Origin of the sequence: Nocardioides sp. GCM10028917 (assembly GCF_042666175.1) — a bacterium.
Classification (GTDB): domain Bacteria; phylum Actinomycetota; class Actinomycetes; order Propionibacteriales; family Nocardioidaceae; genus Nocardioides.
Genome location: NZ_JBHTFL010000007.1, coordinates 477,654 through 501,637, shown reverse-complemented (window position 1 = coordinate 501,637; position 23,984 = coordinate 477,654). Strand labels below are relative to the sequence as shown.

Below are 23,984 nucleotides of genomic sequence, written 5' to 3'. Positions count from 1 at the left end.
CGAAGCGGGAGCTTCGGCAGCGAAGTCCGGGTCCGGACGGTCTGACCGACGCGCGACCGCCTCGGCGGGGACTGACCCGACCGGGCGCTCAGCGGCCGCGCCGGCGCCTCCACCACGACCGCTTGCCCGGTGCCGGCCGGGTCGCGGCGACGGCTGCGCGCTGCGCCTCGACCCGGGCCGTACGACGTTCGCGCCAGGCTGCGACCTCGGCGTCGACGTCGCGGGTGGGGGTCACCACGGGCGGGCCGCCCTGCAGCTGCCGGCGGATCTCGACGACCCTCCTGTTGAAGTCGTCGAGCTCGCGCCGTACCTCGCTCTCGGCCGTGATCGCGTCCAGCCGGTCGTCGAGCTCGGCGTCCTCCTTGCGCAGGGCGATCGCGGGCGGGAGGAGGGCGATGTTCTCGCGCTCGACGAGCTTCTTGACCCACCAGTCCGGGTCGTGCTCGACGCCGAGGTCCTCGATCGGCTTGCCCCGTCCGGGCAGGTCGTCGAACTCACCCCGCTCCATCGCCTGGCGCACCTGCAGGTCGACCCAGGTCGACTGCTGGGCGATCCGGGCGGCGGCGGCGGACCGGCCGGTGCGGTCGTCGCGTGCGGCCTCACGGCGTACGGGCTCGACGCCGGACTCCTCCGGGGACGGCTCGAGGTCGGACATTCGCATCACCTCCGTACGTCCAAGGCTAAATGGCCCGGAGAGAAGTCCCGAGCCGAGGTCGGGGTGCGGCAGGGGCTGACCCCGATGGTGCGCAGCGCCCGCGCGGCGCATGCTGGAGGCATGGAAAAGATCCGCACCTCCCTCGCCCGTCAGGGCCTCGTCCGCTCGACCGACCGGGCCATCATCGGCGGCGTCTGCGCCGGCGTTGGCCGGCGCTTGGGGCTCACGCCGTGGGTGACCCGGCTGCTGTTCGTCGTGACGCTCTTCGTGCTGCCGGGCAGCCAGTTCCTCGTCTACCCGCTGCTGTGGTTCCTGATGCCCTCCGAGGACAGCATCGAGGCCGCCGCGGCCGCCCCGCACCTGCGCTGACGGCGCCGCCGCTCGCCCGTCGGCCGTGCAGTGTCGTCGGGTCCTGACAGGCTGGCGACATGACGGACGTGTGGGAGCTGGTGCGCCGCGAGCGCGAGGCGCTGGTCGAGGACCTGACCGGGCTGACCGACGAGCAGTGGGAGCTGCCGTCGCTGTGCGGCGGCTGGACGGTCCACGACGTCGCCGCCCACCTCGTCGACAACGCCCGCACCACCCGCCTCGGCATCGTGGTCGCCATGGTGCGCGCACGCTTCGACTTCGACCGGCAGAACGACGCCGGCGTCGCGCGGGAGAAGGGCGCGACCCCGGCCGAGACGCTCGACCGGCTCCGCGCGGTGGTGGGACGGCGTACGACCCCTCCCGCACCGCTCGACAGCCGGCTCGTCGAGGAGGTCGTCCACGGCGAGGACGTACGACGCCCGCTCGGTGTGCACCGTGACTACTCGACGGAGACCGTCGAGCGCGCCCTTGCCCACCAGCTCCGGACGTCGGTCGGGTTGGGCGGTGGCAGGCAACGCGCGGCCGGGGTCCGGCTCGTCGCGACCGACGCCGACTGGTCCCACGGCGACGGCGCGGAGGTCAGCGGTCCACTGGTGTCGTTGCTGATGGCCGTCTCCGGTCGCGCCGCGGCGCTCGACGACCTCGCCGGAGCCGGGCTGGAGCGGCTCGAGGGAGCTCTCACGAGCTGAGGCGCCCTCCGAGGAAGTCGTGCGGGACGGTGGCGTAGCAGTCAGCAGCGGGAGCACACTGGCGAGGTGCTGCGGACCGAGCCGATCGACAAGTGGGTGCGGGGCCGTCTCGACGGCGAGGTGGTCGTCGAGTCCCGCGAGCCCCTGCTCGTGTGGCAGGGCATGTTCCCGCCGGTCTACGCGTTCCGTCGCGACGAGATCGCCGACGGGGTGCTCCTGCCCACCGATCCGCCGGTGCGTGAAGGCTTCTCCTTCTTCGCCCCGCAGGTCCCGGTGTCGCAGTGGTACGACGTCGCTGCAGCGGGCCGCGGGCTTCCGGCGGCCGCCTGGGCGCTGGCCGACGAGGCAGTGGCCGACCGCGTCGTGCTCACGTGGGAGCCCGGGCTGCTGGAGTGGACCGAGGAGGACGAGCCGGTCACCGGGCACCCCCGCGACCCGCACAAGCGGGTCGAGGCCATCGCGAGCTCGCGGCGGGTGGAGGTCACCGTCGACGGCGTGACGCTCGCCAGCAGCGACCGGCCGGTCCTGCTCTTCGAGACCAACCTCCCCACGCGCTACTACCTCCCGGTCGAGGACGTACGGCTCGACCTGCTGGAGCCGACGGAGAACGTCTCCGTCTGCCCCTACAAGGGCCGCACCGACGGCTACTGGACCTGGCCGGGTCCGCCCGCCCTGCCCAACGTGGCTTGGATGTACTCCTCGCCGGCACCGGCGGTCGGCGCCGTCGCCGGCCGGGTGGCGTTCTACAACGAGCTGGTGGACCTCACCGTCGACGGGGTGCGCCAGGAGCGGCCCGAGTCACCGTTCAGCTCGCGCGAGCAACGGCCCGGCGGCGACGCCTGATCCGGCGGACTTGTCGGCCGAACCACCCGCTTGTCGGCCGGAGTTTCGGCCGACAAGCGGGTGGTTCCCCGGATATCCGGGGAACGCGCCACCAGCGACGCGCGCCCCTCGGCGGCGATCACGGCACCGGTGAGGTCGGTACGTCGCTGAAGGCGTGGCGGGGTGCGGCGAGGAGGGCGAGCGCGGCGAGGAAGGACGCGCCGGCGCAGACGGCCCACACGGTGAGGTAGCCGCTGAAGGGCGCCACCTGCTCGGACGTCGCGTCGAGCGATCCGGTCGCGGTGAGCGCGATCGCGAAGATCGCGGAGGCGATCGCACCGCCGACGGTCTTGGTGCCGTTGGTCATGCCGGTGGCGATGCCGGTGCGCTCGGGCGGTGCGGCGGCTGCCGCAGCGGCGGGGAGCGCGGCCACCAGGGCGCCCGAGCCCAGGCCGGCGATGCCCATGTTGATCAGTGCCTGCCAGGTCTCGGAGTTGAACGGCAGCCACAGCAGGTAGCCCAGCCCGACGAGGCAGCACGCGACGACCAGCGCGCGTCGTACGCCGCCGAACAGGCGGGTCGTCAGCGGCAGGGTGAAGGCCCCGATCGCCAGGGTCACGACGTAGAGCCCGATCAGCGTGGAGATGAACGCCGGATCCGCGCCCAGCCCGTAGCCGCGCTCGGCCGGGTCGGCCTGGGCGTAGGTCGACAGCGGGATCTGCCCACCCAGCACCGGGATCCCGAAGAGGAACGCCGTCACCTGCACCGGCCACTGCGCCGGGCTGCTGAGCAGGCGCACGTCGACGATCGGGTCCGGGTGGCGCAGCTCGAAGCGCCAGAACACGGCGAACACCGCGACGGACAGCACGATCGTCGACCAGCCGAGCAGCGACCCGGCGCCGTCGAGGCGCAGCCGGACCAGGCCGCCCATCAGCACGCCCAGGGCGACGGTGATCAGTGCCAGCCCGGTCCAGTCGATGCTGCCGGAGTCGTCGCCGGGCGCCTGCTCGATGCCGAAGAGGATGACGAAGAAGACCGCCGTCACCACGACGGCGGGCACGGCGAGCAGGACGTTCATGTCGAGGGTCTCGACGAGGAGGCCGCTGCTGACGGCACCAACGATGACGGCGAGCTCGAGGGAGCCGACGAGGATCGCGGCCCCGCGCCGGGTGAGCAGCTCCTGACGGCCGGAGTCGCGCGTGCGGCGGTGGACGATCGCGACCTCCAGCGGCAACCACACGACGTACGCGCCCTGGATCGCCCAGCCCACGAGGAAGGTCGTGAACGACGGCGCGAACGCCAGCCACCACGAGCCGAGCGCGGTCACGGCCGTCGACACGAGCAGCACGCGCTTGTGCCCGGACAGGTCCCCGAGCCGCGCCAGCAACGGGATGCAGAGGGCGCTCACGATGAGCTGCGCGGCCTCGAACCAGTTGATGTCACCCTCGCTGATCGAGAGGTGATCGGCGATCTGCGGGTAGATCGGGGTGTAGTAGCCCTGCAGGATGCCGCTGGCGAACTCCACCATCACGAGGAAGCCGACGATCGCGGCGAGGCCCTTGACCGCCGTCTGGGCCTGGGGCCTCGTGGTCGTCATGACGGGAGCCTCTCGATCAGCAGCTGGTACCAGCGGGCGCCGTCGACGAGGTCGGCGACACCGATGTGCTCGTCGTAGGAGTGGATGGCCTCGCGCTGGGCCCTGGTCATCCGGAACGGGGCGAAGCGGTACACGTGCTCGCTGATCGCGGTGAAGTGGCGCGAGTCGGTGGCGGCCATCATCACGTAGGGCGTCGCGACCGCGTCAGGGAAGACGTCGGCGATGCAGTCCTCGAGCAGCTCGAACGCCTCGTCCATCGGGGAGATCGGCGACGGCTCGCCCGACTCGACCACGTCGATGCGGATCGAGTCGTCGTCGACCGCCTTCCGGACGTGCTCCACCACGCCGGCCACCGTGTCACCCACCATCACGCGGATGTTGAGCCCGGCCTTCGCGGTCGAGGCGATCACGTTGAGGGCGGGCGACCCGCTGAGGGTGGTGGCCGCGACCGTCGTACGCGTCATGGCCGCGGCCTCCGGGCCCGCAGCGAGCAGCGCCCGGGTCACCACCGGGGCCAGCCGGTCGGCCCGACCGAGCAGCGGGCGCAGCGGCAGCGGCACGTGCGGCGCGAGGCGGCGCATCAGCTCGAGCGTCGGCGCCGGGGCGGACGCCGGGAACGGCGCCTTCTCGATCCGCAGGATGGCGCGGGCGATGCGCGCCGTCGGGCCGTTCCTCGCGGGCGTGGAGGCGTGCCCGCCGCGCCCCTCGGCGACGAGCTCGAGCGAGGTGGTGCCCTTCTCGGTGACGCCGACGACGCCCAGCGGGGCCTTCACGCCCGGGAACGCCCCTCCCGCGATCGCGCCGCCCTCGTCGAGCACGAGCCACGGGGTGACGCCGCGGTCGCGAAGCACGCCGACCGCCTCGACCGCCGCGGTGCCGCTGACCTCCTCGTCGCAGCCGAACGACAGCCACACGTCCTGGGCGGGGGTGTGCCCGGCCTCGAGGAGGGACTCGACAGCCTCGCAGACGGCCACGACGCAGCCCTTGTCGTCGAGCGTCCCGCGGCCCCAGATCGCCGGGCCGGTGGGCGAGTCGTGGATCTCGCCGCCGAACGGGTCGTGCTGCCACGGGGCATCGGCGTCGACCGGCACGACATCGAGGTGCGCCATCAGCACGACCGGACGCTCGGCTCTGGCGCCGGCCCAGTGGAGGAGCAGGCCGTGCGTGCCGACCCGCGTGAGCTCCAGCCGCTCGTGCAGCAGCGGGAACTGCGTCCCGAGCTCGGCCAGCAGCCGGTCGAAGGCGTCGGTGTCGACGCGCGCGGGGTCGCGGTCGGAGACGGTCGGGATGCGGACGAGCGCCTGCAGGGCGGCGACCACGCGGTCGGTCATGCGCCGACCGTAGTGCCCCACCGCCCGCGGTGGACGAGATTCGTACGTCGTTCGCGACGCGCCGGTGACCCCGGCGCACCGGTGTCGGTCTCGCGGTGGCCGACCGTGATCGCGCCGACCGGCGCGTGGTCCTCCGGGATGCCGAACGCCTCCCGGAACCCGTCGAGGTGGCGGGCCTCGATGCCGAAGAAGCAGGCGCCCAGGCCCTCGTCGACGGCGGTCTGCAGGACGAGCAGCGCCGCCATCCCGGCGTCGACCCACCAGTACGGGACCGGCCAGCGGGCCTCGTCCCGGTCGGTCCAGCCCTTGTCCGGCAGGGCGTAGCGGTCGAGGTAGGCGGCCTTGCTGGTCAGCGGAACGACCACGACCGGGGCCGTGCGCATGCCGTCGAGCCAGGCGTTGTGGGCGTCGGGGTCGGCGCCCGTGGTCGCCCAGAAGAGCGCGACGTCCTCGGGGGTGTCCAGCACCAGGAACGCCCACCCCTGGGTGAAACCGGCGTTGGGTGCGCGCTGGGCGTGCTCGAGCATCCGGTCGACGACGGCCGGGTCGACCGGCCGGTCGGCGTAGCGGCGCACCATCCGTCGGCGGCGTACGACCTCGCGGAACTCCATGGGCCGAGCCTCTCACCCGCTGCCCGCCCGCCGGACCGGTCTGGGATCCGAGACGCCGCACCGGGGCGGCTCGTTGACCCGCGTCGGCGATCCCGGTGGACTGCACGCATGGCCCCGACGTCGGACTTCGAGCAGATGTGGCGCGACCTGGCACCGGTCGGCCGGTCGAGCTCGTCGGGCGGCTACTTCCGCCAGCCCTGGACGGCGGCGGAGTCGGAGCTGAGGTCGTGGTTCGCCGAGGAGTGCGCGGCGCGCGGGCTGGCCGTCGAGACCGACGGCATCGGCAACCAGGTCGCCTGGTGGGAGCCCTCCGCCGGCGCGCACCCCGACGACAAGGGCGTGCTCACCGGCTCGCACCTCGACTCGGTCCTCGACGGCGGTGCGTACGACGGCCCGCTCGGCGTCGCGTCCGCGCTCGCCGCCGTCGACACCCTGCGGGCCCGGGGCTTCGAGCCCGGCCGCCCGATCGGGATCGGTGTCTTCGTGGAGGAGGAGGGGTCGCGGTTCGGGCGCGCCTGCCTCGGCTCGCGGCTGGTCACCGGCGCCACGACGTGGGAGCAGGCGAAGGAGCTCCGCGACCGTGACGGCGTGTTCCTCGCCGACGCGATCGACGCCGCCGGGCTGGACCCTGCGCACGGCCTCCTGGACCTCGACCGCGTCGGCACCTTCGTCGAGCTCCACGTGGAACAGGGCCGCGACCTCGTCGACCGGGACGTGGCCGTCGGGCTGGCCAGCGAGATCTGGCCGCACGGACGGTGGCGCTTCGACTTCGCGGGCCAGGCCAACCACGCCGGCACCACCCGCATGGAGGACCGGCGCGACCCGATGCTGACCTACGCCATGACGGCGCTCGCCGCCAACAAGCAGGCCCGGATCGCCAGTCAGCGCGCCACCTTCGGCCGCATCGCCGTCGAGCCCAACGGCACGAACGCCGTCCCGTCGCTGGTCACCGCCTGGCTCGACGCGCGGGCGTCGTCCGACGAGGCCCTCGCGACCCTCGTGGAGGCGGTCTCGCGGCAGGCGCACGACCGCGCGGACCGCGACGGCACGTCGCTCGACGTCACCGCGGAGTCGGTCTCGGGCTCCGTCGCGTTCGACCCGGACCTGGCTGCCCGCCTCGCCGGCCTTGCCGGGTGGCCGGTCATCCCCACCCAGGCCGGCCACGACGCGGGCATCCTCTCCGACGCAGGCATCCCCACCGCGATGGTCTTCGTGCGCAACCCGACCGGGGTCTCGCACTCGCCCGACGAGCACGCCGAGACCGCCGACTGCCTGGCCGGCGTCGAGGCGCTCGCCGACGTGCTCGCCGAGCTCGCTCGTCCCGGGGCGCCCGCGTGACGGCGTACCTCCTCGAGCGCGCCTGGGTCGGCGACCGCTTCCTCGACGACGTGCTGGTCGAGGTCGAGGACGGTCGCTTCACCTCCGTCACCCCGGACTCCGACCCGCCCCGCGCGATCCCCGTGCGTGGCCTCGTCGTCCCCGGCCTCGCCAACACCCACAGCCACGCCTTCCACCGCGCGCTCCGCGGCCGCACCCAGCGCGAGCGTGGCACCTTCTGGACCTGGCGCGACCAGATGTACGCCGTCGCCGCGCGGCTTGACCCGGACACCTACCTCGCCCTGGCGCGAGCGACGTACCGCGAGATGGCCGCGGCCGGGATCACGTGCGTGGGCGAGTTCCACTACGTCCACCACCGCCCGGACGGCTCGACCTACGCCGACCCCAACGAGATGGGCGACGTGCTGGTCGAGGCGGCCCGGCAGGCCGGCATCCGGATCACGCTCCTCGACACGCTCTACCTCTCCTCCGGCTTCGGGGTGCCGCCCGAGGGCGCGCAGCTCCGCTACAGCGACGGCAGCCTCGGGGCGTGGGCCGACCGGGTCGACGCCATGGGCGACGCCCTGGACGCCGCCCCGCACGCCGTCACCGGCATGGCGGTCCACTCCGTCCGCGCGGTGCCGGCCGCCGAGCTGCCGGCGGTGGCCGCACGCCTCGAGGGCCGGCCCTTCCACGTGCACCTCTCCGAGCAGGTCGCCGAGAACACCGCCTGCCTCGAGGCGTACGGCGTCACGCCGGCGCGGCTGCTCGCGGACAACGGCCTGCTGGGACCGACGTCCAGCCTGGTGCACGCCACCCACCTGACCGACGACGACATCGGGCTGATCGGGGGAGCCGGCGCCCACGCGAGCTTCTGCCCGACGACCGAGCGCGACCTCGGCGACGGCATCGGGCCGAGCCGTCGGCTGCACGACGCGGGCGCACGACTGACCCTCGGCTCCGACAGCCACGCCGTGATCGACCTCTTCGAGGAGATGCGCGCCGTCGAGCTCGACGAGCGGTTGGCCACCCAGCAGCGCGGTCACTGGACCGCCGCCGAGCTGCTCACCGCCGCCACCACCGCCGGGCACGGGTCGCTCGGCTGGGACGACGCCGGCGCCATCGCCGTCGGCCGGCGTGCCGACCTCGTGGTCGTCGACCCGGCCAGCCCGCGGACCGCAGGAGCCGGCAGGGACGAGGGCGCGGTGGTCTTCGCCGCGTCCGCCGAGGACGTGCAGCGCGTGATGGTCGACGGCCGGTGGGTGGTGCAGGAGGGCGAGCGGTACGACATCGGGCTCGAGCTCGAGGCAGCCGTCGCCCGCACCTGGGGAGAGGACCACTGATGAGCACGACCGTGATCACCGGCATCGGCGAGCTCGCCACCAACGACCCGACGCGGGTCGAGGAGGGCGGCCTCCTCGGGCTCGTGCGCGACGCCGCCGTCGTCGTCGAGGGCAGCCGGGTCGCGTGGGTCGGTCCGGCCGCCGAGGCACCCGCCGCCGACGTCCAGGTCGACGCCGGCGGCCGCGCGGTGATCCCCGGCTTCGTCGACTCGCACAGCCACCTCGTCTTCGCCGGCGACCGCTCCGCCGAGTTCGAGGCGCGGATGACCGGCCAGCCCTACACGGCCGGCGGGATCCGCACCACGGTCGCCAGGACCCGTGCCGCCACCGACGAGCAGCTCACCTCGCACGTCGCCCGGCTCGTCGCCGAGATGCGGGCCCAGGGCACCACCTCCGTCGAGATCAAGAGCGGATACGGGTTGACGGTCCACGACGAGGCGCGCGGCCTCGCGGTCGCCCGCCAGTTCACGCAGGACACGACCTTCCTCGGCGCCCACGTCGTGCCTGTCGAGTTCCAGGGAGACACCACCAACCCCGAGGACTACGTCGACCTCGTCACCGGCCCCATGCTCGCGGCGGCCGCACCGCACGCCCGGTGGATCGACGTGTTCTGCGAGGACGGCGCCTTCGACGTCGACCAGGCGCGAGCCATCCTCGCCGCCGGGTCCGACAGCGGCCTGCGCGGACGCCTCCACGCCAACCAGCTGACGTACGGCGGAGGCGTGCAGCTGGCCTGCGAGCTCGGCCTCGTCGCGGTCGACCACTGCACCTTCCTGAGCGACCTGGACGTTGAGTCGCTGGGAGACTCAGGGACCATCGCCACGCTCCTGCCGGGCGTGGAGTTCTCCACCCGCCAGCCCTACCCCGACGCGCGCCGCCTGCTCGACGCCGGCGTACGGGTCGCGCTGGCGAGCGACTGCAATCCCGGCTCCTGCTTCACGTCCTCCATGGCGCTCTGCATCGCCCTGGCCGTCCGCGAGATGCGGATGACCCCGGCCGAGGCCCTGCACGGCGCGACCGCCATGGGCGCGGCCGCCCTCGCCCGCGACGACGTCGGGGTCCTCGCCCCCGGCAAGGTGGCCGACCTGGTCCTCCTCGACGCGCCGTCGTACGTCCACCTCGCCTACCGTCCCGGCGTCCCGCTCGTCGCGGGCGTCTGGCAGGCGGGCCGCCCCGTCGTCCCGGGGTAGTCCACAGCTACCTCAGACCACCGTCGTACGCCGTCCGGGACCGCGTCTGAGGTAGCCGGCCACCCGGAGATAGGGCACGCGCCCGATGTCCCGGCCTACCTCATGGACGGAATCTCTACTCACGGTCCGAAACCGGGCCGAGGAGAAGAGGAGAAGGACATGTTCACCACCGACAGCTTCCTGGGAGCCGAGATCACCTACCGACAGGACAGGATCCGGAAGGACTACGGGCACCACCGCTGGACCCGCGTCCGCACCGACGACACCCAGAAGTGACCCGCACCGCGATCGACCCGCGAGTGTCGGAGCGGCACGACACAATGTCGTCCGTGCCGGCCCTGCGGACCACCGATCTCATCGGACGCGATGCCGAGCTGGAGCAACTGACCGCCCAGCTCGGCATTCGCACGTCCGCAGACCCTGCCGGGGCCGGGGCCGATGATGCCCGCACTGCTCCCGCGCGAGCCGTGCTCGTCGGCGGCGACGCCGGCGTGGGCAAGACCCGCCTCCTGATGGCCCTGCGCGACGCGGCCCTCGAGGCCGACTGGCAGGTCGTCGCCGGCCACTGCCTCGACCTCGCCGACAGCTCCCTCCCCTACCTCCCCTTCTCCGAGATCCTCGGTCGCCTCATGGTCGACCTCCCCGACGTGGCCGGCCGCGTGCTCGAGGTGCACCCCACCCTCGCCCGCCTCCAGCCCGGCCGCCGGATCCGCAGCAGCGAGACCGCGTCGGGCGACCAGGCGCTCGACCGCGGCAACGTCTACGACGCGTTCGGCCACCTCCTCGCCGCCGTCGCCGAGCGCGCCCCGGTCCTCGTCGTGGTCGAGGACGCCCACTGGGCCGACGAGTCCACTCGCGACATGCTCAGCTTCCTCTTCTCCCGTCCGGTGCCGGGCGTCGCGCTCGTCGTGTCCTACCGTTCCGACGACCTGCACCGCCGCCACCCGCTCCGTCGTCAGGTCGCGGAGTGGATGCGCCTGCGCGAGGTCGAGCGGCTCGCGGTCGAGCCGCTCGCCGACGACGACGTACGCCGCCTCGTCCGCGCGCTCCACCCGTCCACGCTGTCCGAGGCGGAGTACGCCTCCATCGTCGACCGTGCCGAGGGCAACCCGTTCTTCATCGAGGAGCTCGTCGGCGCGGCGTGGTCCGGCCAGGTCCCCGGCGAGCTCGCCGACGTGCTGCTCGTCCACCTCGACCGCCTCGACGAGACGACCCGCCGCGTCGTGCGGCTGGTCTCGGTCGCGGGCCGTCAGGTCAGCCACAGCCTGCTGGCCGCCGTCTCCGACCTCGACTCCGCCGAGCTCGAGGGCGCGCTGCGCACCGCTGTCGACGCCCATGTCCTGGTGGCCTCGCGCGGCGGCACCTACGCCTTCCGGCACGCGCTGCTCGGCGAGGCGGTCTACGACGACCTGCTGCCCGGCGAGCGGATGCGGCTCCACGCCGCCTTCGTCGCCGCGCTGGGTGAGGGCCGAGCCATCGGCACGGCGGCCGAGCTCGCGCAGCACGCCCGCCGCGCCGACGACCGACCGGTCGCCGTCCGCGCCTCCATCGAGGCGGGCGAGGAGGCGCTGGCCGTCGGCGGACCCTCGGAGGCGGCGACCCACTTCCTCGACGCGCTCGAGCTGGTCGACACCGCCCGCGAGCCGCTGCCCGACGTCGACGCCTTCGCGCTGGCCCGCCGGTGCGCCGAGGCGCTCGTCGCCTCGGGCCGGGTGCCCAAGGCGGTGAAGGTGCTGCGGGCGCGACTCGCGACCCTGCCGGCCGAGGGCGCCGCCGTCGACCGCGGACAGCTGCTCACGGCCCTGGCGTCGGCGCTGCTGCTCACCGACACCACCGACTCGCCCCGCGAGATCGCGGCCGAGGCCGTCGAGCTGCTGCGGAGCGGCCCGCCCAAGCTGCTCGCCCGCGCGCTCCTCGTGCTTGCCCAGAGCCTGGGCGGGTGGCACGCCGACGAGGCACGGAGCGTCGCGGTCCAGGCCCTCGAGCTGGCCGAGCGCAACGACCTCACCAGCCTCGCCGTCGAGCTCCACGCGACGGTCGCCGGGCTCGACCCCGAGGGCGGTGTGAGCCCGAGCGCCGGCTGGCGGGCGGCGGCCGAGCGAGCGCGGCGCGCCGGGCTGATCGAGCCCGAGCTGCGGGCGCTCTACCTGCTCGGCCGGCTCCACCACGACGACGGTGACCTGCCCCGGGCCGTCGAGGTCTACCGCGAGGTGATCGAGCGGAGTGAGGTCGGTGGGCTGACCTGGTCGCCCTACCCCGCCGAGGCGCGGTTGCTGCTGGCGGTCGCGCTGACCCACCAGGGTCTGCTCGACAAGGCCTGGGACCTCCTCGACGTCAGCGGGCAGAACCCGCCCATGGTCTACGAGTGGCTCTACTTCGCCCACCAGATGCTGATCACCATCGGCCTCCGCGGCCACCGCAAGGAGCACGCCCTCGAGCGGCTCCGCGACTACTGGGGCACCGACGGGCTGACGGCCATCTCGTCCGGCGGCGCCGAGATCCTGCGGGCCACCAGCGCCGGCGACGGGCCCCGCGCAGTGTCGGTCTACGACGACGTGGTGGCGGCGGTCGTGCCGCTGTGGCACGAGTGGTTCCAGGCGCGGCTCCGGCTCGCGACCCTCACCCTGGCCGCGCTCGCTGCTGCCGCGCCGCACCAGTCGGCCGAGGAGCGGGAGTCGGCGGCCCACGACGTCGAGCGCCTGATGGCCGACGGCGCCCGGGTGATGGACTTCTACGCGCCCTACGACGGCAGCCACGGCCCGGAGTACCGCATGTGGGTGGCCCGCCGCACCGCCGAGCACCTGCGCTGGCGCTGGCTGGCGCAGGTCGACCCGCCCTCGGCCGACGAGCTCGTCGCGGCCTGGCGCGCCGCGGAGGAGACCGCCGTCGCCTACGGCAGCGTCCCGGAGGTCGCGCAGACCCGGGTGCGGCTGGCCGGGGTGCTGCGCGCGGTCGGGGACGCCGCCGGCGCGCGGACCGTCGCCGACCAGGCGCGGCAGGCTGCCCACGCGCTCGGTGCCCGGCCGATGCTCGACGAGCTCACCGCCCAGGGGTCCGCGCCCGCGCCCGCCACCGGCGCGCAGGCGGCGACCCTCACCCCGCGGGAGGGCGAGATCCTCGCGCTCGTCGCCGAGGGACGTTCCAACGGCGAGATCGGCAAGCAGCTCTTCATCAGCACCAAGACGGTGTCGGTCCACGTCTCCAACATCCTGGCCAAGCTCGAGGCCGCGTCGCGCACCGAGGCGGCCGCGGTGGCTCGCCGCCGCGGGCTCCTCTGACACGAGGCCGCGTCGGGCGTCGTACCGCGGAGCACGCCGCAGCAGGTGTGCTCGGGCGGACCAGCAGTACTGGCAGCAGCCGGGTGGGACCCGTCGGTCAGACTTCTCGCCATGCCTGACTTCCGTTGCTCGATCGCCAGCCTCGTCGACGACGAGCCGATGGTCGGGACGGCGCCCACGGACGCCGAGGTCCTCCTCGTGGAGAGCCCCGGCCCGTGGGGGCGCGACGCCGTCAGCGACAACCGCCTCCCCGAGGCGGTCCGCGAGCACCTCGGTTCGATGGACGTGAAGGTCCTCCTGCTCCGCCGACCCGACGGCAGCGCCGGTGCCGGCACCCACGTCTTCCACGCCCGCGCCACCGAGACGGGCTACGACGTCCGCGCCGCGGTGCTCGACCGTCCGGAGGACCTCCTGCAGCTCGACCTCGCCCGCATGCCGGCGTACGACGGCGCGCTGTGGCTGGTCTGCACCAACGGCAAGCGCGACCGCTGCTGCGCCGAGATCGGCCGACCGATCGCCCGCCGGCTCGCGGAGACGTGGCCCAACGCGACGTGGGAGACCACCCACCTCGGCGGCCACCGGTTCTCCGGCACCCTGCTGGGGCTTCCCAGCGGGATCACCCTCGGCCGGCTCGACACCGACACCGCCGTCGAGGCGTGCGCCGCGGTCGAGCGCGGCGAGGTGCCCCTGCCGTTGACGCGGGGCCGGGCGGGCCGTCCGGCACTCGACCAGGCCCGCGAGCTCCACGTCCTCGCCGGCGGCGACCCCGCCGACGAGCTCGTGGCCGTCCCGGGCCCGACGAGACGGCAGTCCTGCGGCGACGACAAGGTGAAGGGCACCACCCGCTACGAGGTCCGTGAGACGGAGTCCGTCGGGGGCTGACCACGTCCCGAAGGGTGTGGGACGGTGGAGCTGGCGAGCACCAGACTCGACGCCAGACCCGGGGCGGACCGTCCGTCGCGGCGCGCATAGGAGGATCCATGACGACGACTCCTGACAACCCCCTCGGCGACGACGAGATGAGCACCGAGGGCGTTGACCCGACCGGCGTCGCCGCCGGCCCCGGCGCGGATGCCGACGGCACCGACGCGGACGGCACCGACGCCGACGGCGCGGACGCGGACGGCACGGACGGCGACTCGTCCGATGCCACCGACGGTGACTCCACCGACGCCGACGGCACCGACGGGTCCGACGGGTCCGCGCTCTGACCGCTCTCGACCGCCTCACCGGTGACGCCCAGACCTTCCTCGACAAGGTCTGGGCGTCCTCGGTCCACGTCCACCGCACCGATCCGTCGTACGGCGCCGAGGTGCTCTCGCTCGCCCACGTCGACCACCTGCTCACCGAGACCGCGATCCGCGCCCCGGCGGTCCGGGTCGCCCGCAACGGCACCGTGCTGCCCGAGTCGTCGTTCACCCGCGGTGGCAGCCTGGCCGGCAAGCCGCTCACCGGGCTGGTCGACCCGGTCAAGCTGATGCGCCTGCACGACGAGGGGGCCACCATCGTGCTGCAGGGCCTTCAGCGCTACTGGTCGCCCGTCGGCGACCTGGTCGCGGAGCTGGAGCTCGAGCTCGGCCATCCCTGCCAGGCCAACGCCTACCTCACCCCGCCCGGAGCCCAGGGCTTCGCGGTCCACTCCGACTCCCACGACGTGTTCGTGATGCAGACCCACGGCACCAAGATGTGGGAGGTCCACGGCGAGGGCGGCCCGGGCGACCTGCTGCTGGAGCCGGGCGTCGTGGCCTACCTCCCCACCGGCACGCCGCATGCCGCAAGGGCGCAGGAGTCGGTCTCGCTGCACCTCACGATCGGCATCAACCAGCTGACGTGGCGCAGCCTCGTGACGCGCGAGGTCGGACGCCTGCTCGCGGAGGTGCCCGACGACCACGCGCCTGCCGGCTACCTCGACGACCCCGCCCGCCTGTCCGAGGGCTTCGCCGGCCACCTCGCTGCCGTCGCCGACGCCGTACGCCACCTCGACCCCTCGGCGCTCGCCGCGGGCCAGGTCGAGGGCTTCGTCAGCGGCCGCCCGCCCCGCTTGGCCGGCGCCCTGCTCGACCGCGACGCGCTCGCCAACGGGATCGACGCCGACACGCGCCTGCGCCGCCGGCGCGGGCACCCGTGCGTCCTCGTCGACGACGGTGACGCGGTCCGGGTGATGATCGGCGACCGCGTCCTCCGCGTGCCGTCGCGGGTGCGGCCCGCCCTCGAGCACGTCGCCGACCACGCCGAGCTGGCCCCGCACGACCTCCCGCTCGACGACGAGAGTGCGCTCGTGCTGAGCCGGCGGTTGGTGCGGGAGGGCCTGCTCGAGGTCGTCCGGTGACCGTCTTCCGGTGCGCGACGGCCAGCAGGGCGCGCGGCGACGAGCTGGCCGGCACGGCCTCGACGGTGCGCAGCTTCCTGCTCCTCGAGCACCCCGGGCCGTGGGGCACCGACGCCCTGCGCGACGCTCGGCTGCCCGACGGGCTCGGCGCCCACCTGCAGCTGCAGTCGCGCCGGCACCGGGTGCGGGTGCTGCTCGTCCGGCGGCCCGGCAGGCGCGCCGGTGACGGACCGACCCGGGTGGTCGCTGCCCGCGCCGCGGGCGCGGCCTCGTGGGCGGAGGCCGCCGACCTCGACCGGATCGACGACGTGCGTGACCTCGACCTTGCTGCGCTCGGCGCCGGACGGTCGCTCGGCCTCGAGCCGGAGGACACCCCGGTCCTCGCCGTGTGCACGCACGGACGCCACGACGCCTGCTGCGCCGAGCTGGGCCGGCCGGTCGCCCTCGAGCTGGCGTCCGGCCCGCACGCTGCCGCCGTCTGGGAGGCGTCCCACGTCGGCGGCGACCGCTTCGCCGGCAACCTCGTCGTGCTGCCCCGCGGCCTCTACTACGGCGGGCTCGACCCGGAGTCGGCCCGCGAGGTCGCGTCCGCCACGGTCAGGGGCGAGGTGCTGCTCGAGCAGCTGCGGGGGCGCTCGGACCTGCCGATGGCCGTCCAGGTCGCCGACATCGCGCTGCGCCGCGAGCACGCGCTGGTCGGGCTCGACGACGTACGCCCCGGCGCCGTCCGCGTCGACCACGACCTCACCACCGCCCGGTTCGCGGTGGCCGGGCGCGGGGAGGTCGACGTCGTCGTACGCCGGGTGGCCGGCGCCGACGCCCACCAGCTCACCTGCACCGCCCGACGGGCGAGCACCATCCCGGGCCACGAGGTGGTCGAGGTGCGCACCGCGACCTGACAAAGTCACGTGCACGTCGGCGCCTCGAGAGGGAGACTGACCGCTCGTGACCTGGACCGACCGGCTCCGCGCGATGCGGATGGACGTGACCCCGCTGCGCGAGTCGCGCGACTTCCGCCTCCTCTTCACCGCCGGCACCGTGTTCTACCTCGGCAGCATGGTGGCCTACGTCGCCGTCCCGTTCGCCATCTACGACCTCACCGGCTCCAACTTCCTCGTCGGCCTGGTGGGACTCGTCGAGCTCGGGCCGCTCGTCGTCTTCGGCCTCTACGGCGGCGCGCTGGCCGACCACGTCGACCGGCGCCGGCTGCTCGTCGGCACCGGGGTCGCCCAGGTCGTGCTGATGGGCGCCTTCGCGCGTTCAGCGCCCACCCCCGGGTGTGGCTGATCTTCGTCATCGCAGCCCTCTACGCCGCCGTCAGCTCGATGCAGCGGCCCTCACGCGAGGCGCTGGAGCCGCGCACCGTGCGGCACGACCAGATCGCCGCGGCCAACGCGTTGAGCAGCTTCGCCATGCAGTTCGGCGTCCTCCTCGGCCCCCTCGTCGGCGGCCTGCTGGTGGCGTACGTCGGCGTCGGCTGGTGCTTCCTCGTCGGCATGGTCGGCTACTCGGTCGCCACCCTGCTGTTCGCGGCCATGCGGCCCTACCCGCACGACGGCGAGACCACCCCGCCCAGCCTGCGCGGCATCCACGAGGGCCTGAGCTACGCGCTGCGTCGGCGCGACCTGCTCGGTACCTACCTCGTCGACATCATGGCGATGATGCTCGCCATCCCGGTCGTGCTGTTCCCCGCCCTTGCGCACGAGGTGTTCGAGCGCCCCGAGCTCCTCGGCCTGCTGTACTCGGCCGAGACCGTGGGGGCCCTCGCCGCCACCGCGCTCAGCGGTTGGATCGGCCGGGTGCACCACCACGGGCGCGCGATCGTGATCGCCGCCAGCCTCTACGGCGCCTGCATCGCGTTCGCCGGACTGATGCCGTCGTTCTGGCTGGCGTGCCTCTTCCTCGCGCTGGCTGGCGCGGCTGACATGGTCTCGGCGGTCTTCCGGTCGACGGTCTGGAACCAGACCATCCCCGACACCATGCGCGGCCGCCTCGCCGGCATCGAGATGCTGTCCTACTCGGTCGGGCCGATGGTCGGCGAGACCCGCGCCGGCTTCGTGGCGGACGCGTGGTCGGTGCGCGGCGCCATGGTCAGCGGAGGCGCCGCGTGCGTCGGCGGGGTGCTGCTCACGGCGGTCGCCCTGCGCGACTTCTGGTCCTACGACTCGCGCACCGACCCGTACGCCGTCGCCGAGCGCGAGCGGCGTGCAGCGGGAGCCGAGTCGTCCGACTAGCGGAGCCGCCGGGCTCAGCCCAGGCGGTCGCGGAGGTCGGTCGGACGGTCGGGCGCCGGCTGCCGGTCGGCCTGCTCGACGACGAGGCGGGGCCGTCCGGCCTCCGCGTCCTGGAGGTCGCGGGCGGCGCGGTTGGCCTGCGCCTGCTCGCGCTGGGCCACGGCCTCGGCGTCGCGCATCTCGACCCTGGACTCGGTGAGCTCGCGGTGCAGCGCCTGCACCTTGGCGGCCTGGGCCTGGACCTCCTCGGGCGGGGCCTCGGCGAGCACCAGCTCCTCGAGCCTGCCCAGCGCGGTCTGCTCCCGACGGCGGAGCGCGTCCACGGTGCTGCGTGCCGCCTCGGCGGCGTCCCCCGCCTGCACGGCCTCGAGGGCATCCTCGGCCGCCTCGCGGCGCAGCTCGCCGAAGCGCACCTGGTGGGCCCCGGCCGGGACGAGCCTGGCGCGGTCCTTGTCGGGGTGGACGCCGGCGTGCTCGGCCAGCGCCCTGACGAGCTCGCGGGTGGCGACCCGGCGTGCGTCACGGAGCTCGATCTTGGCCTCGAAGCACGCCTGGTAGGCCTTCCAGTCGCTCTCCCAGGCGTCGGCCTGCTTCTGGGTGGCGCCGCCGGGCAGCGTCTCGACCGGCGGCCAGATGCGGTTCTCGCGCACCTCGAGGCCCTTGCTGACCGCGAAGTCGCGCAGCTGCTCGAGGCCCTCGCGGTGCCGGCGCAGCACGTCGGAATAGGCGTTGATCGCGCGGCCGAGGCCACGGAGGTTGTCGCGGACGGTCGCCGACTCCTCGTGGCGGCGGGCGGCGCGGTCGCGGAGCGTGTCGGCGGCCTCGCCGGCGAAGACGTCCTCCGACAGTGTCGAGGTGCGCTCGAAGGCGTCGACAGCGAGCTCGACCTTGGCGGCCAGCCGGCGCACGGAGTCGCCGTAGGAGTCGATCTTTCCCGGCTCGAGCCAGTGGTAGTGACAGCCGATCGGGTCGCCGAACCGGAGCTCGTCCTGCTGGGTCTCGATCCGGTCGACGACGACCCGGGTCATGGCGTCACCTGGTCGAGCCGGGCGGCGACCGTGGCGGCCTGTCCGACCATCGAGTCGAGCTCGTCGAAGTCGATGATCGAGTCGTCGACAGCAGCGGAGAGGGTGCGGCACTTCTTCGCGACCTGCTCGGCGTCGCCGACCAGGCTGCGGACCCCCTCGACCACCAGGTCGCGCCAGGGAAAGTCGTCGGCTGGGTGGTCGATGTCGCCGAGCGCGGACCGGAGGTCCTCGCGGGCGGAGTCGAGCTCCTCCTTGGCGCCGCGGAGCGCCCGCTGGTTGATCGCGATCGGCCTCATGGCGTTCTTCTGCCCCGATGAACGGCGTCGAAACCAGAAGTCGTGGAACTGTGAACCAGATGGTCACTCGGTAGGACCGGACCCGTCGAGCGGACCGATGCCACGGGCTCCCCACCCGCTGAGCGCGGCCCCCGGGCCGTCGAGGTCGTTCGGACCGACCGACGGTCGCGGCAGGGCCGATCAGACGTGGCCGCTGAGCTGCGCCAGCCGCAGCTCGAGGCGCCCGAGGAGGTCGTTGCACGCCTTCTCCGGCATCGCGGAGCGCTTGTCGCCGCCCCGGGCGCACACCGGCAGCACGTCGATCGACAGCTTCGCGCCGCCGGCGAGCGCGCGCAGCTCGTCGAGCTTTTCGCCGAACGGCGTGCCGCTGCCGGGGGAGTAGTAGTGCACGGCGGCGTCGACGTCGTCGGCGAAGAGGTCGGCCTTGGTCACCGCGACGACCAGCCAGGTGGGCCGGTCGCGGCGCACGGCCATGCTCGCGATCCGGTGCGCCGTGATCGCCCAGTCCTCGAGCTCGGCGGCCAGCAGCTCCTCGCGGGTGGCGAGGGCCGCGCCGGTGGTCCCGCCCGTACGGCGCGGCGTCGCGTGGCCCCACGCCACGACGTGCAGCACCCCGTCGACCGGCTCGTCGTGGAAGACCTCGTCGAGTGCGCCCAGCCGGGTGGCGGCGTTCTCGCCCGGCACGACCCGGAAGCGGTAGCCGCGCAGCCGCGCGTTGCGGCGCGTCCGACGTTCCATCACCGCGGAGCCGACGTCCGCCCCACCCGCCGACTCCGCGCTCGCGCGGCGGGAGAGCCGGTCGGCCAGACGGGTCTTGCCGACGCCGGTCATGCCGGTCACCGCCACCGTCGGGTAGCGGTGCCGCAGCAGGCGGGAGGCCCGCTCCGGGGCCTGGGAGAGCGCGGCGAGCGCGCCGCCGGCGATGGTCGTGCCGATGGCGGCCTTGCCGTGTCGCAACGGTGACTGCATGGTTCCATCCTGTCCGATGCGCGGTGGGGGCCCGTCCGACGGGCGGGCGATTGGTCCCGCAACCGCTCGTCCCCGACAATGGCGTCGTCCCCGCCTCCGCGTGAAAGGTCCCTGCCCACCGCCATGGACACCGAGAACCGCCCCGTGCTGACCGGCCTCGTCGCCCTGGTCGGCGTCGCCGTGGCCATCGGCCTGCTCGGCGGGCTGGCCGTCCTCCTCGGGGTCAAGGCCACCGGCATCGGCGACAGCACCGAGGCCAGCGACGCCCCGTCGTCCTCGGCGACGTTCCGGCTGCCCAGGCCGTCGGAGACCAGCACCGAGACCACCCCCGCTGAGACGGAGCCCAGTCCGGGCACCGAGACCTCGTCGGAGGCGCCGGCGACGGCCATCTCGCTGTCGGCCGCGCAGCAGTCGGTGAGCCCGATGCAGCAGATCGACCTGACGGGGACCTACCAGGCCGGCGAGGGCGCCATCCTGCAGGTGCAGCGGAAGGAGAACGGCGCGTGGTCCGACTTCCCGGTGACCATGTCGGTCAGCGGCGGCACCTTCGCGACGTACGTCCAGACGAGCCGCACCGGTCCCAACGAGTTCCGGGTCGTCGACACCGACTCCGACGTCGTGTCCAACGAGGTGACGGTCACCGTCGGCTGAGCGCTGCCCGGGCCAGGTCGACGCGCCTGGTCCAGTGGCCGACCCACCCGGCTCCGGCCAGGCACAGTACGCCGACCGTCACGCACGCGACCGACAGCGGGGCCACGGCGGCCACCGCGCCGACCAGCAGCGGACCACCCGTGTTGCCGATGTCGCCGCACAGCCGCCACGCGCCCAGGAACTGGGACCTCCCGTCGTCGGGCGCGGCGTCCGCGCCGAGGGTCATCACGATGCCCGAGCCGAGGCCGTTGCCGCACGCGATGAGCGCCATCACGAGGGCCACCGACACCGCGTCGGTCGCGAGCGGCAGCAGCAGGCACGCGACCGCCATCGACAGCACCACCGGCACCGCGACGACCATCCGGCCCCGGGTGTCCATCAGCCAGCCGCCCGGCCACATGAACGCCACGTCGAGGGCGGCGGCGGCGGCGAAGATGAGGGACGTCGTGGACGCCGACAGCCCGACGTGGTCGGCCCACAGTGGCAGGAGGCTGAGCCGCAGCGAGCGGCTCGCCCCGAGGATCACCACCGCCGTGCCCAGCGTGGCCAGCACCCGGCGGTGCGCCGCGATCCGTCCAGACGCCGAGGTGACCGGTCGCCCGGGCGGCGGCGCGCTTCTCCTCGCCGAGGTCGGGCATCGTGGCGGCGAGCAGGGAGGCGAGCACGGACATCGCCGCGCCCAGCCAGAAGACGCTCGTCAGGTCGGAGACCGCGATCAGCCCGGCCCCGATGAGCGGTCCGATGAGCACCCCGACCCGGTAGGAGCCGCCCAGCAGCGACATCGCCCGCGCCCGGTGGCTCTCCGGGACGACGTCGATCATGAAGCCCTGACGGGCGATGAGGAACAACGTCCAGCACACCCCGCTGACCAGGACCCCGATCGCCAGCCCCAGGACCGAGTCGGTCAGCGCCGCGAAGGTCATCGCGCAGGCGTCGACGAGGCCCGCGCCCACCAGCGCCCGCCGCTCGCCGATCCGCGCCACCAGCGCTCCCGCCGGCAGGCTCGCCAGGAGCTGCCCGACCCCGAGGAGGGCGACGATCGCGGCGGCGACGCTGACGTCGGCCCCGAGGTCACGGGCCCGCAGGGCGAGCACCGGCAGCATCGCGCCGTGGCCGATGGCGGAGACGACCGAGGGCCCGTACGCCACCAGGAGGATGTCGCGGAAGCGGAAGTCCTGCGTGGTCCCCGAGGTCACCGGTACATCCTCGCAGCGCCGTCCGACCGCCCGCCCCGCCGGACCGTCGTAGGAACCTGTCGGGCTCGCGGTGCTGCCTGCCACGCCGAGCGCCCGTAGGCTCCAGACGTGCCCAACCAGACCGACACCCAGACCGACACCCAGACCGACACCCAGCCCGCTCCCGTCGACCTCCCGGGGGAGGGTGACTGGCTCGCGTGGGTGTCGCAGCGCTGCCGCGACCAGCTCGAGGAGGCGCAGCAGCAGGTCGGACTGGTGAAGGCCGGCTCCTCGGACGCCCCCGTCGTCCTCGTCGCGTGGAACAAGGCCGAGACGGCGATCGCCAACGCCGAGGCCGTCGCGCTGTGGGCCGAGGTCCACCCCGACGCGGCCGTCCGCGACCTCGCCGACGACCTCAGCCAGCAGGTGCAGAAGTACGTCACCGAGCTCGGCCTGGACCGCGACCTGTACGCCGTCTTCGACCGGCTCGCGACGTCGTCCGACCTCTCGGTGCTCGACGCCGACGGCCGCCGGGTGCTCGAGCACACGCTGCGCGACTTCCGCCGCGCGGGCGTGGACCGTGACGACGCCACACGCGACCGGCTCCGCGAGCTCAGCGAGCGGAGCGTCAAGCTGTCCCAGGACTTCGGCCGCAACATCCGCGACGACGTCCGGTCGATCCGGATCGCGCCCGAGCGGCTGGCCGGACTGCCCGAGGACTACCGCGCCGCCCACGCGCCCGACGAGGACGGCCTGGTCACCATCACGACCGACTACCCCGACCTGGTCCCGTTCATCACCTTCGGCTCCGACGCCGCGGCCCGCCACGAGCTGGCGCTGGCGCAGAACAACGTCGCCTGGCCGGCCAACGACCAGGTGCTCCAGGACCTGCTGGCGGTGCGCCGCGAGACGGCGCAGCTGCTCGGCTACGACTCCTGGCCCGACTACGACACCGAGGTCAAGATGATCGGCAACGGCCGGGCCGTCGCCGACTTCATCGACCGGGTGGGCGAGGCGGCCAAGGAGCGCGCCGGGGACGAGCTCGGCGTACTCCTCGAGCGCAAGCGCGTGGACGACCCGTCCGCGGACGCCGTGGCCACCTACGACTCGCGCTACTACTCCGAGCTCGTCCGGCGCGAGCAGTACGACGTCGACGGGCAGGTCGTGCGCACCTACTTCCCGTTCGAGCAGGTCCGCCAGGGCCTCCTCGACGTCACCGGCCGGCTGTTCGGCCTCGGGTGGACGCCCGTCGCGCACGAGGACGCCGGCACCTGGCACGACGAGGTCGCCAGCTACGACGTCGACCTCGACGGCACCCGCATCGGGCGGATCCACCTCGACCTGCACCCGCGCGAGGGCAAGTTCAAGCACGCGGCCCAGTTCGACCTGGTCAAGGGCATCGCCGGCGAGCAGCTCCCCGAGGGCGTGCTGGTCTGCAACTTCAACCGGGGCCTGATGGAGCACGACGAGGTCGTCACCCTCTTCCACGAGTTCGGCCACCTCGTCCACCACGTCCTCGGCGGCCAGGGCGAGTGGGCCCGCTTCTCCGGGGTCGCCACCGAGTGGGACTTCGTCGAGGCGCCCAGCCAGATGCTGGAGGAGTGGGCGTGGGACGCCGACGTGCTGGCGACCTTCGCGCGCAACGACGCGGGAGACACCATCCCGGCCGACCTGGTCGGCGCGATGCGCCGGGCCGAGCACTTCGGCAAGGGCCTCTACGCCGTGCAGCAGATGTCGTACGCCGCGCGCTCCTACTGGTTCCACGCCGGCCCGCACGACGACCTCACGGCCTACGGCGACGAGCTGCAGCGCCGCTACTCGGTGTTCCCGCCGCTCGACGGTGCCCACATGCACTGCGCGTTCGGCCACCTCGACGGCTACTCGTCGGGCTACTACACCTACATGTGGTCGCTCGTCATCGCCAAGGACCTCTTCTCCGCGTTCGACCCCGACGACCTCTTCGCGGCCGACGTCGCCCGCGCCTACCGCGACAAGGTGCTGGCGATGGGCGGGCGGGAGGACGCCGCCGACCTGGTCGCCGACTTCCTGGGCCGGCCCTACTCCTTCGACAGCTGGGCCGCCTGGCTGGCGGAGTGAGCC

At 73.9% G+C, this 23,984-nt stretch carries 23 protein-coding genes and 1 pseudogene; 15 read left to right on the top strand and 9 right to left on the bottom strand.

Annotation, left to right across the window (positions count from 1 at the left end; translation table 11 throughout):
- Positions 1-88: 88 nt before the first annotated feature.
- Positions 89-655: a DnaJ family domain-containing protein gene (locus tag ACFQW6_RS11830; RefSeq protein WP_378544997.1), complete on the bottom strand. Its 567-nt coding sequence runs from the start codon at positions 653-655 to the stop codon at positions 89-91.
- 120 nt (positions 656-775) lie between these two features.
- On the opposite strand from ACFQW6_RS11830, the gene ACFQW6_RS11825 reads away from it, so the two are divergent.
- The 3 genes from ACFQW6_RS11825 to ACFQW6_RS11815 all read left to right on the top strand — a co-directional run bounded on the left by ACFQW6_RS11825 (position 776) and on the right by ACFQW6_RS11815 (position 2,556).
- A complete protein-coding gene (locus ACFQW6_RS11825) occupies positions 776-1,024 on the top strand; it encodes a PspC domain-containing protein (RefSeq protein ID WP_378544994.1) in 249 nt (82 codons plus the stop codon).
- 59 nt (positions 1,025-1,083) lie between these two features.
- Positions 1,084-1,713 carry a maleylpyruvate isomerase family mycothiol-dependent enzyme gene (locus ACFQW6_RS11820; RefSeq protein WP_378544991.1) on the top strand — a complete coding sequence of 210 codons (630 nt, stop codon included), beginning with the start codon at positions 1,084-1,086 and terminating at the stop codon, positions 1,711-1,713.
- Between the two features lie 66 nt (positions 1,714-1,779).
- Positions 1,780-2,556, top strand: a complete 777-nt coding sequence (locus ACFQW6_RS11815) for a DUF427 domain-containing protein (protein WP_378544988.1) — start codon at positions 1,780-1,782, stop codon at positions 2,554-2,556.
- Between the two features lie 118 nt (positions 2,557-2,674).
- On the opposite strand, the gene ACFQW6_RS11810 is transcribed toward ACFQW6_RS11815, so the two are convergent.
- Genes ACFQW6_RS11810 through ACFQW6_RS11800 form a run of 3 tightly spaced genes read right to left on the bottom strand, consistent with a single transcriptional unit; the run spans position 2,675 to position 6,074 of the window.
- Positions 2,675-4,132, bottom strand: coding sequence for an MFS transporter (locus ACFQW6_RS11810; RefSeq protein ID WP_378544985.1), 1,458 nt, complete (start codon positions 4,130-4,132; stop codon positions 2,675-2,677).
- Entirely contained in the window at positions 4,129-5,463 is a 1,335-nt protein-coding gene (locus ACFQW6_RS11805; protein ID WP_378544982.1) for a M20/M25/M40 family metallo-hydrolase, read from the bottom strand. Before ACFQW6_RS11805 ends, ACFQW6_RS11810 begins: the two co-directional genes overlap by 4 nt.
- Positions 5,460-6,074: a nitroreductase family protein gene (locus tag ACFQW6_RS11800; RefSeq protein WP_378544979.1), complete on the bottom strand. Its 615-nt coding sequence runs from the start codon at positions 6,072-6,074 to the stop codon at positions 5,460-5,462. Before ACFQW6_RS11800 ends, ACFQW6_RS11805 begins: the two co-directional genes overlap by 4 nt.
- Positions 6,075-6,182: 108 nt before the next feature.
- Between ACFQW6_RS11800 and ACFQW6_RS11795 the strand changes: the two genes are divergently transcribed.
- The 10 genes from ACFQW6_RS11795 to ACFQW6_RS11750 all read left to right on the top strand — a co-directional run bounded on the left by ACFQW6_RS11795 (position 6,183) and on the right by ACFQW6_RS11750 (position 17,765).
- A complete protein-coding gene (locus ACFQW6_RS11795; RefSeq protein ID WP_378544976.1) occupies positions 6,183-7,412 on the top strand; it encodes an allantoate amidohydrolase in 1,230 nt (409 codons plus the stop codon).
- On the top strand, positions 7,409-8,734 hold the full coding sequence (locus ACFQW6_RS11790; RefSeq protein WP_378544973.1) for a formimidoylglutamate deiminase: 1,326 nt from the start codon (positions 7,409-7,411) through the stop codon (positions 8,732-8,734). The genes ACFQW6_RS11795 and ACFQW6_RS11790 overlap by 4 nt, the downstream gene beginning before the upstream one ends.
- Positions 8,734-9,924 carry an imidazolonepropionase gene (hutI, locus tag ACFQW6_RS11785; protein WP_378544970.1) on the top strand — a complete coding sequence of 397 codons (1,191 nt, stop codon included), beginning with the start codon at positions 8,734-8,736 and terminating at the stop codon, positions 9,922-9,924. Before ACFQW6_RS11790 ends, hutI begins: the two co-directional genes overlap by 1 nt.
- 329 nt (positions 9,925-10,253) lie before the next feature.
- Positions 10,254-13,202 carry an AAA family ATPase gene (locus tag ACFQW6_RS11780; RefSeq protein WP_378544967.1) on the top strand — a complete coding sequence of 983 codons (2,949 nt, stop codon included), beginning with the start codon at positions 10,254-10,256 and terminating at the stop codon, positions 13,200-13,202.
- Positions 13,203-13,313: 111 nt separating this feature from the next.
- Positions 13,314-14,084: a sucrase ferredoxin gene (locus ACFQW6_RS11775; RefSeq protein ID WP_378544963.1), complete on the top strand. Its 771-nt coding sequence runs from the start codon at positions 13,314-13,316 to the stop codon at positions 14,082-14,084.
- Between the two features lie 98 nt (positions 14,085-14,182).
- The gene (locus ACFQW6_RS11770; protein WP_378544960.1) at positions 14,183-14,413 is read left to right on the top strand and encodes a hypothetical protein; all 231 of its coding nucleotides are present in this window, start codon (positions 14,183-14,185) and stop codon (positions 14,411-14,413) included.
- 101 nt (positions 14,414-14,514) lie between these two features.
- Entirely contained in the window at positions 14,515-15,531 is a 1,017-nt protein-coding gene (locus ACFQW6_RS11765; RefSeq protein ID WP_378544956.1) for a JmjC domain-containing protein, read from the top strand.
- Entirely contained in the window at positions 15,528-16,430 is a 903-nt protein-coding gene (locus ACFQW6_RS11760; RefSeq protein ID WP_378544953.1) for a sucrase ferredoxin, read from the top strand. The genes ACFQW6_RS11765 and ACFQW6_RS11760 overlap by 4 nt, the downstream gene beginning before the upstream one ends.
- Positions 16,431-16,476: 46 nt before the next feature.
- On the top strand, positions 16,477-16,818 hold the full coding sequence (locus tag ACFQW6_RS11755) for an MFS transporter (protein ID WP_378544950.1): 342 nt from the start codon (positions 16,477-16,479) through the stop codon (positions 16,816-16,818).
- Complete coding sequence (locus tag ACFQW6_RS11750; RefSeq protein WP_378544947.1) at positions 16,809-17,765, top strand: MFS transporter; 957 nt, start codon at positions 16,809-16,811, stop codon at positions 17,763-17,765. The genes ACFQW6_RS11755 and ACFQW6_RS11750 overlap by 10 nt, the downstream gene beginning before the upstream one ends.
- A 14-nt stretch (positions 17,766-17,779) precedes the next feature.
- Here ACFQW6_RS11750 and ACFQW6_RS11745 read toward each other — a convergent pair whose 3' ends face one another.
- The 3 genes from ACFQW6_RS11745 to ACFQW6_RS11735 form a co-directional block, all read right to left on the bottom strand.
- Positions 17,780-18,793 carry a hypothetical protein gene (locus ACFQW6_RS11745; RefSeq protein ID WP_378544944.1) on the bottom strand — a complete coding sequence of 338 codons (1,014 nt, stop codon included), beginning with the start codon at positions 18,791-18,793 and terminating at the stop codon, positions 17,780-17,782.
- Entirely contained in the window at positions 18,790-19,089 is a 300-nt protein-coding gene (locus tag ACFQW6_RS11740; RefSeq protein ID WP_378544941.1) for a hypothetical protein, read from the bottom strand. Before ACFQW6_RS11740 ends, ACFQW6_RS11745 begins: the two co-directional genes overlap by 4 nt.
- A gap of 180 nt (positions 19,090-19,269) precedes the next feature.
- Entirely contained in the window at positions 19,270-20,058 is a 789-nt protein-coding gene (locus ACFQW6_RS11735; RefSeq protein ID WP_378544938.1) for a hypothetical protein, read from the bottom strand.
- A gap of 123 nt (positions 20,059-20,181) precedes the next feature.
- On the opposite strand from ACFQW6_RS11735, the gene ACFQW6_RS11730 reads away from it, so the two are divergent.
- Positions 20,182-20,709, top strand: a complete 528-nt coding sequence (locus tag ACFQW6_RS11730; protein ID WP_378544936.1) for a hypothetical protein — start codon at positions 20,182-20,184, stop codon at positions 20,707-20,709.
- On the opposite strand, the gene ACFQW6_RS11725 is transcribed toward ACFQW6_RS11730, so the two are convergent.
- Entirely contained in the window at positions 20,696-21,262 is a 567-nt protein-coding gene (locus tag ACFQW6_RS11725; protein WP_378544933.1) for an MFS transporter, read from the bottom strand. The genes ACFQW6_RS11730 and ACFQW6_RS11725 overlap by 14 nt on opposite strands.
- 142 nt (positions 21,263-21,404) lie before the next feature.
- Positions 21,405-21,812: pseudogene (locus tag ACFQW6_RS11720) on the bottom strand (MFS transporter); the annotation flags it as partial.
- A 201-nt stretch (positions 21,813-22,013) separates the two neighbouring features.
- On the opposite strand from ACFQW6_RS11720, the gene ACFQW6_RS11715 reads away from it, so the two are divergent.
- Positions 22,014-23,981 (top strand): M3 family metallopeptidase, encoded by a 1,968-nt coding sequence (locus ACFQW6_RS11715; RefSeq protein ID WP_378544930.1) that lies wholly within the window; start codon positions 22,014-22,016, stop codon positions 23,979-23,981.
- The last annotated feature ends 3 nt before the right edge of the window (positions 23,982-23,984 follow it).

Coding starts and splice junctions, on each gene's coding strand:
- ACFQW6_RS11830 (WP_378544997.1), bottom strand. CDS start 655: ATGTCCGACCTCGAGCCGTCCCCGGAGGAGTCCGGCGTCGAGCCCGTA.
- ACFQW6_RS11825 (WP_378544994.1), top strand. CDS start 776: ATGGAAAAGATCCGCACCTCCCTCGCCCGTCAGGGCCTCGTCCGCTCG.
- ACFQW6_RS11820 (WP_378544991.1), top strand. CDS start 1,084: ATGACGGACGTGTGGGAGCTGGTGCGCCGCGAGCGCGAGGCGCTGGTC.
- ACFQW6_RS11810 (WP_378544985.1), bottom strand. CDS start 4,132: ATGACGACCACGAGGCCCCAGGCCCAGACGGCGGTCAAGGGCCTCGCC.
- ACFQW6_RS11805 (WP_378544982.1), bottom strand. CDS start 5,463: ATGACCGACCGCGTGGTCGCCGCCCTGCAGGCGCTCGTCCGCATCCCG.
- ACFQW6_RS11800 (WP_378544979.1), bottom strand. CDS start 6,074: ATGGAGTTCCGCGAGGTCGTACGCCGCCGACGGATGGTGCGCCGCTAC.
- ACFQW6_RS11795 (WP_378544976.1), top strand. CDS start 6,183: ATGGCCCCGACGTCGGACTTCGAGCAGATGTGGCGCGACCTGGCACCG.
- hutI (WP_378544970.1), top strand. CDS start 8,734: ATGAGCACGACCGTGATCACCGGCATCGGCGAGCTCGCCACCAACGAC.
- ACFQW6_RS11775 (WP_378544963.1), top strand. CDS start 13,314: ATGCCTGACTTCCGTTGCTCGATCGCCAGCCTCGTCGACGACGAGCCG.
- ACFQW6_RS11770 (WP_378544960.1), top strand. CDS start 14,183: ATGACGACGACTCCTGACAACCCCCTCGGCGACGACGAGATGAGCACC.
- ACFQW6_RS11745 (WP_378544944.1), bottom strand. CDS start 18,793: ATGACCCGGGTCGTCGTCGACCGGATCGAGACCCAGCAGGACGAGCTC.
- ACFQW6_RS11740 (WP_378544941.1), bottom strand. CDS start 19,089: ATGAGGCCGATCGCGATCAACCAGCGGGCGCTCCGCGGCGCCAAGGAG.
- ACFQW6_RS11735 (WP_378544938.1), bottom strand. CDS start 20,058: ATGCAGTCACCGTTGCGACACGGCAAGGCCGCCATCGGCACGACCATC.
- ACFQW6_RS11730 (WP_378544936.1), top strand. CDS start 20,182: ATGGACACCGAGAACCGCCCCGTGCTGACCGGCCTCGTCGCCCTGGTC.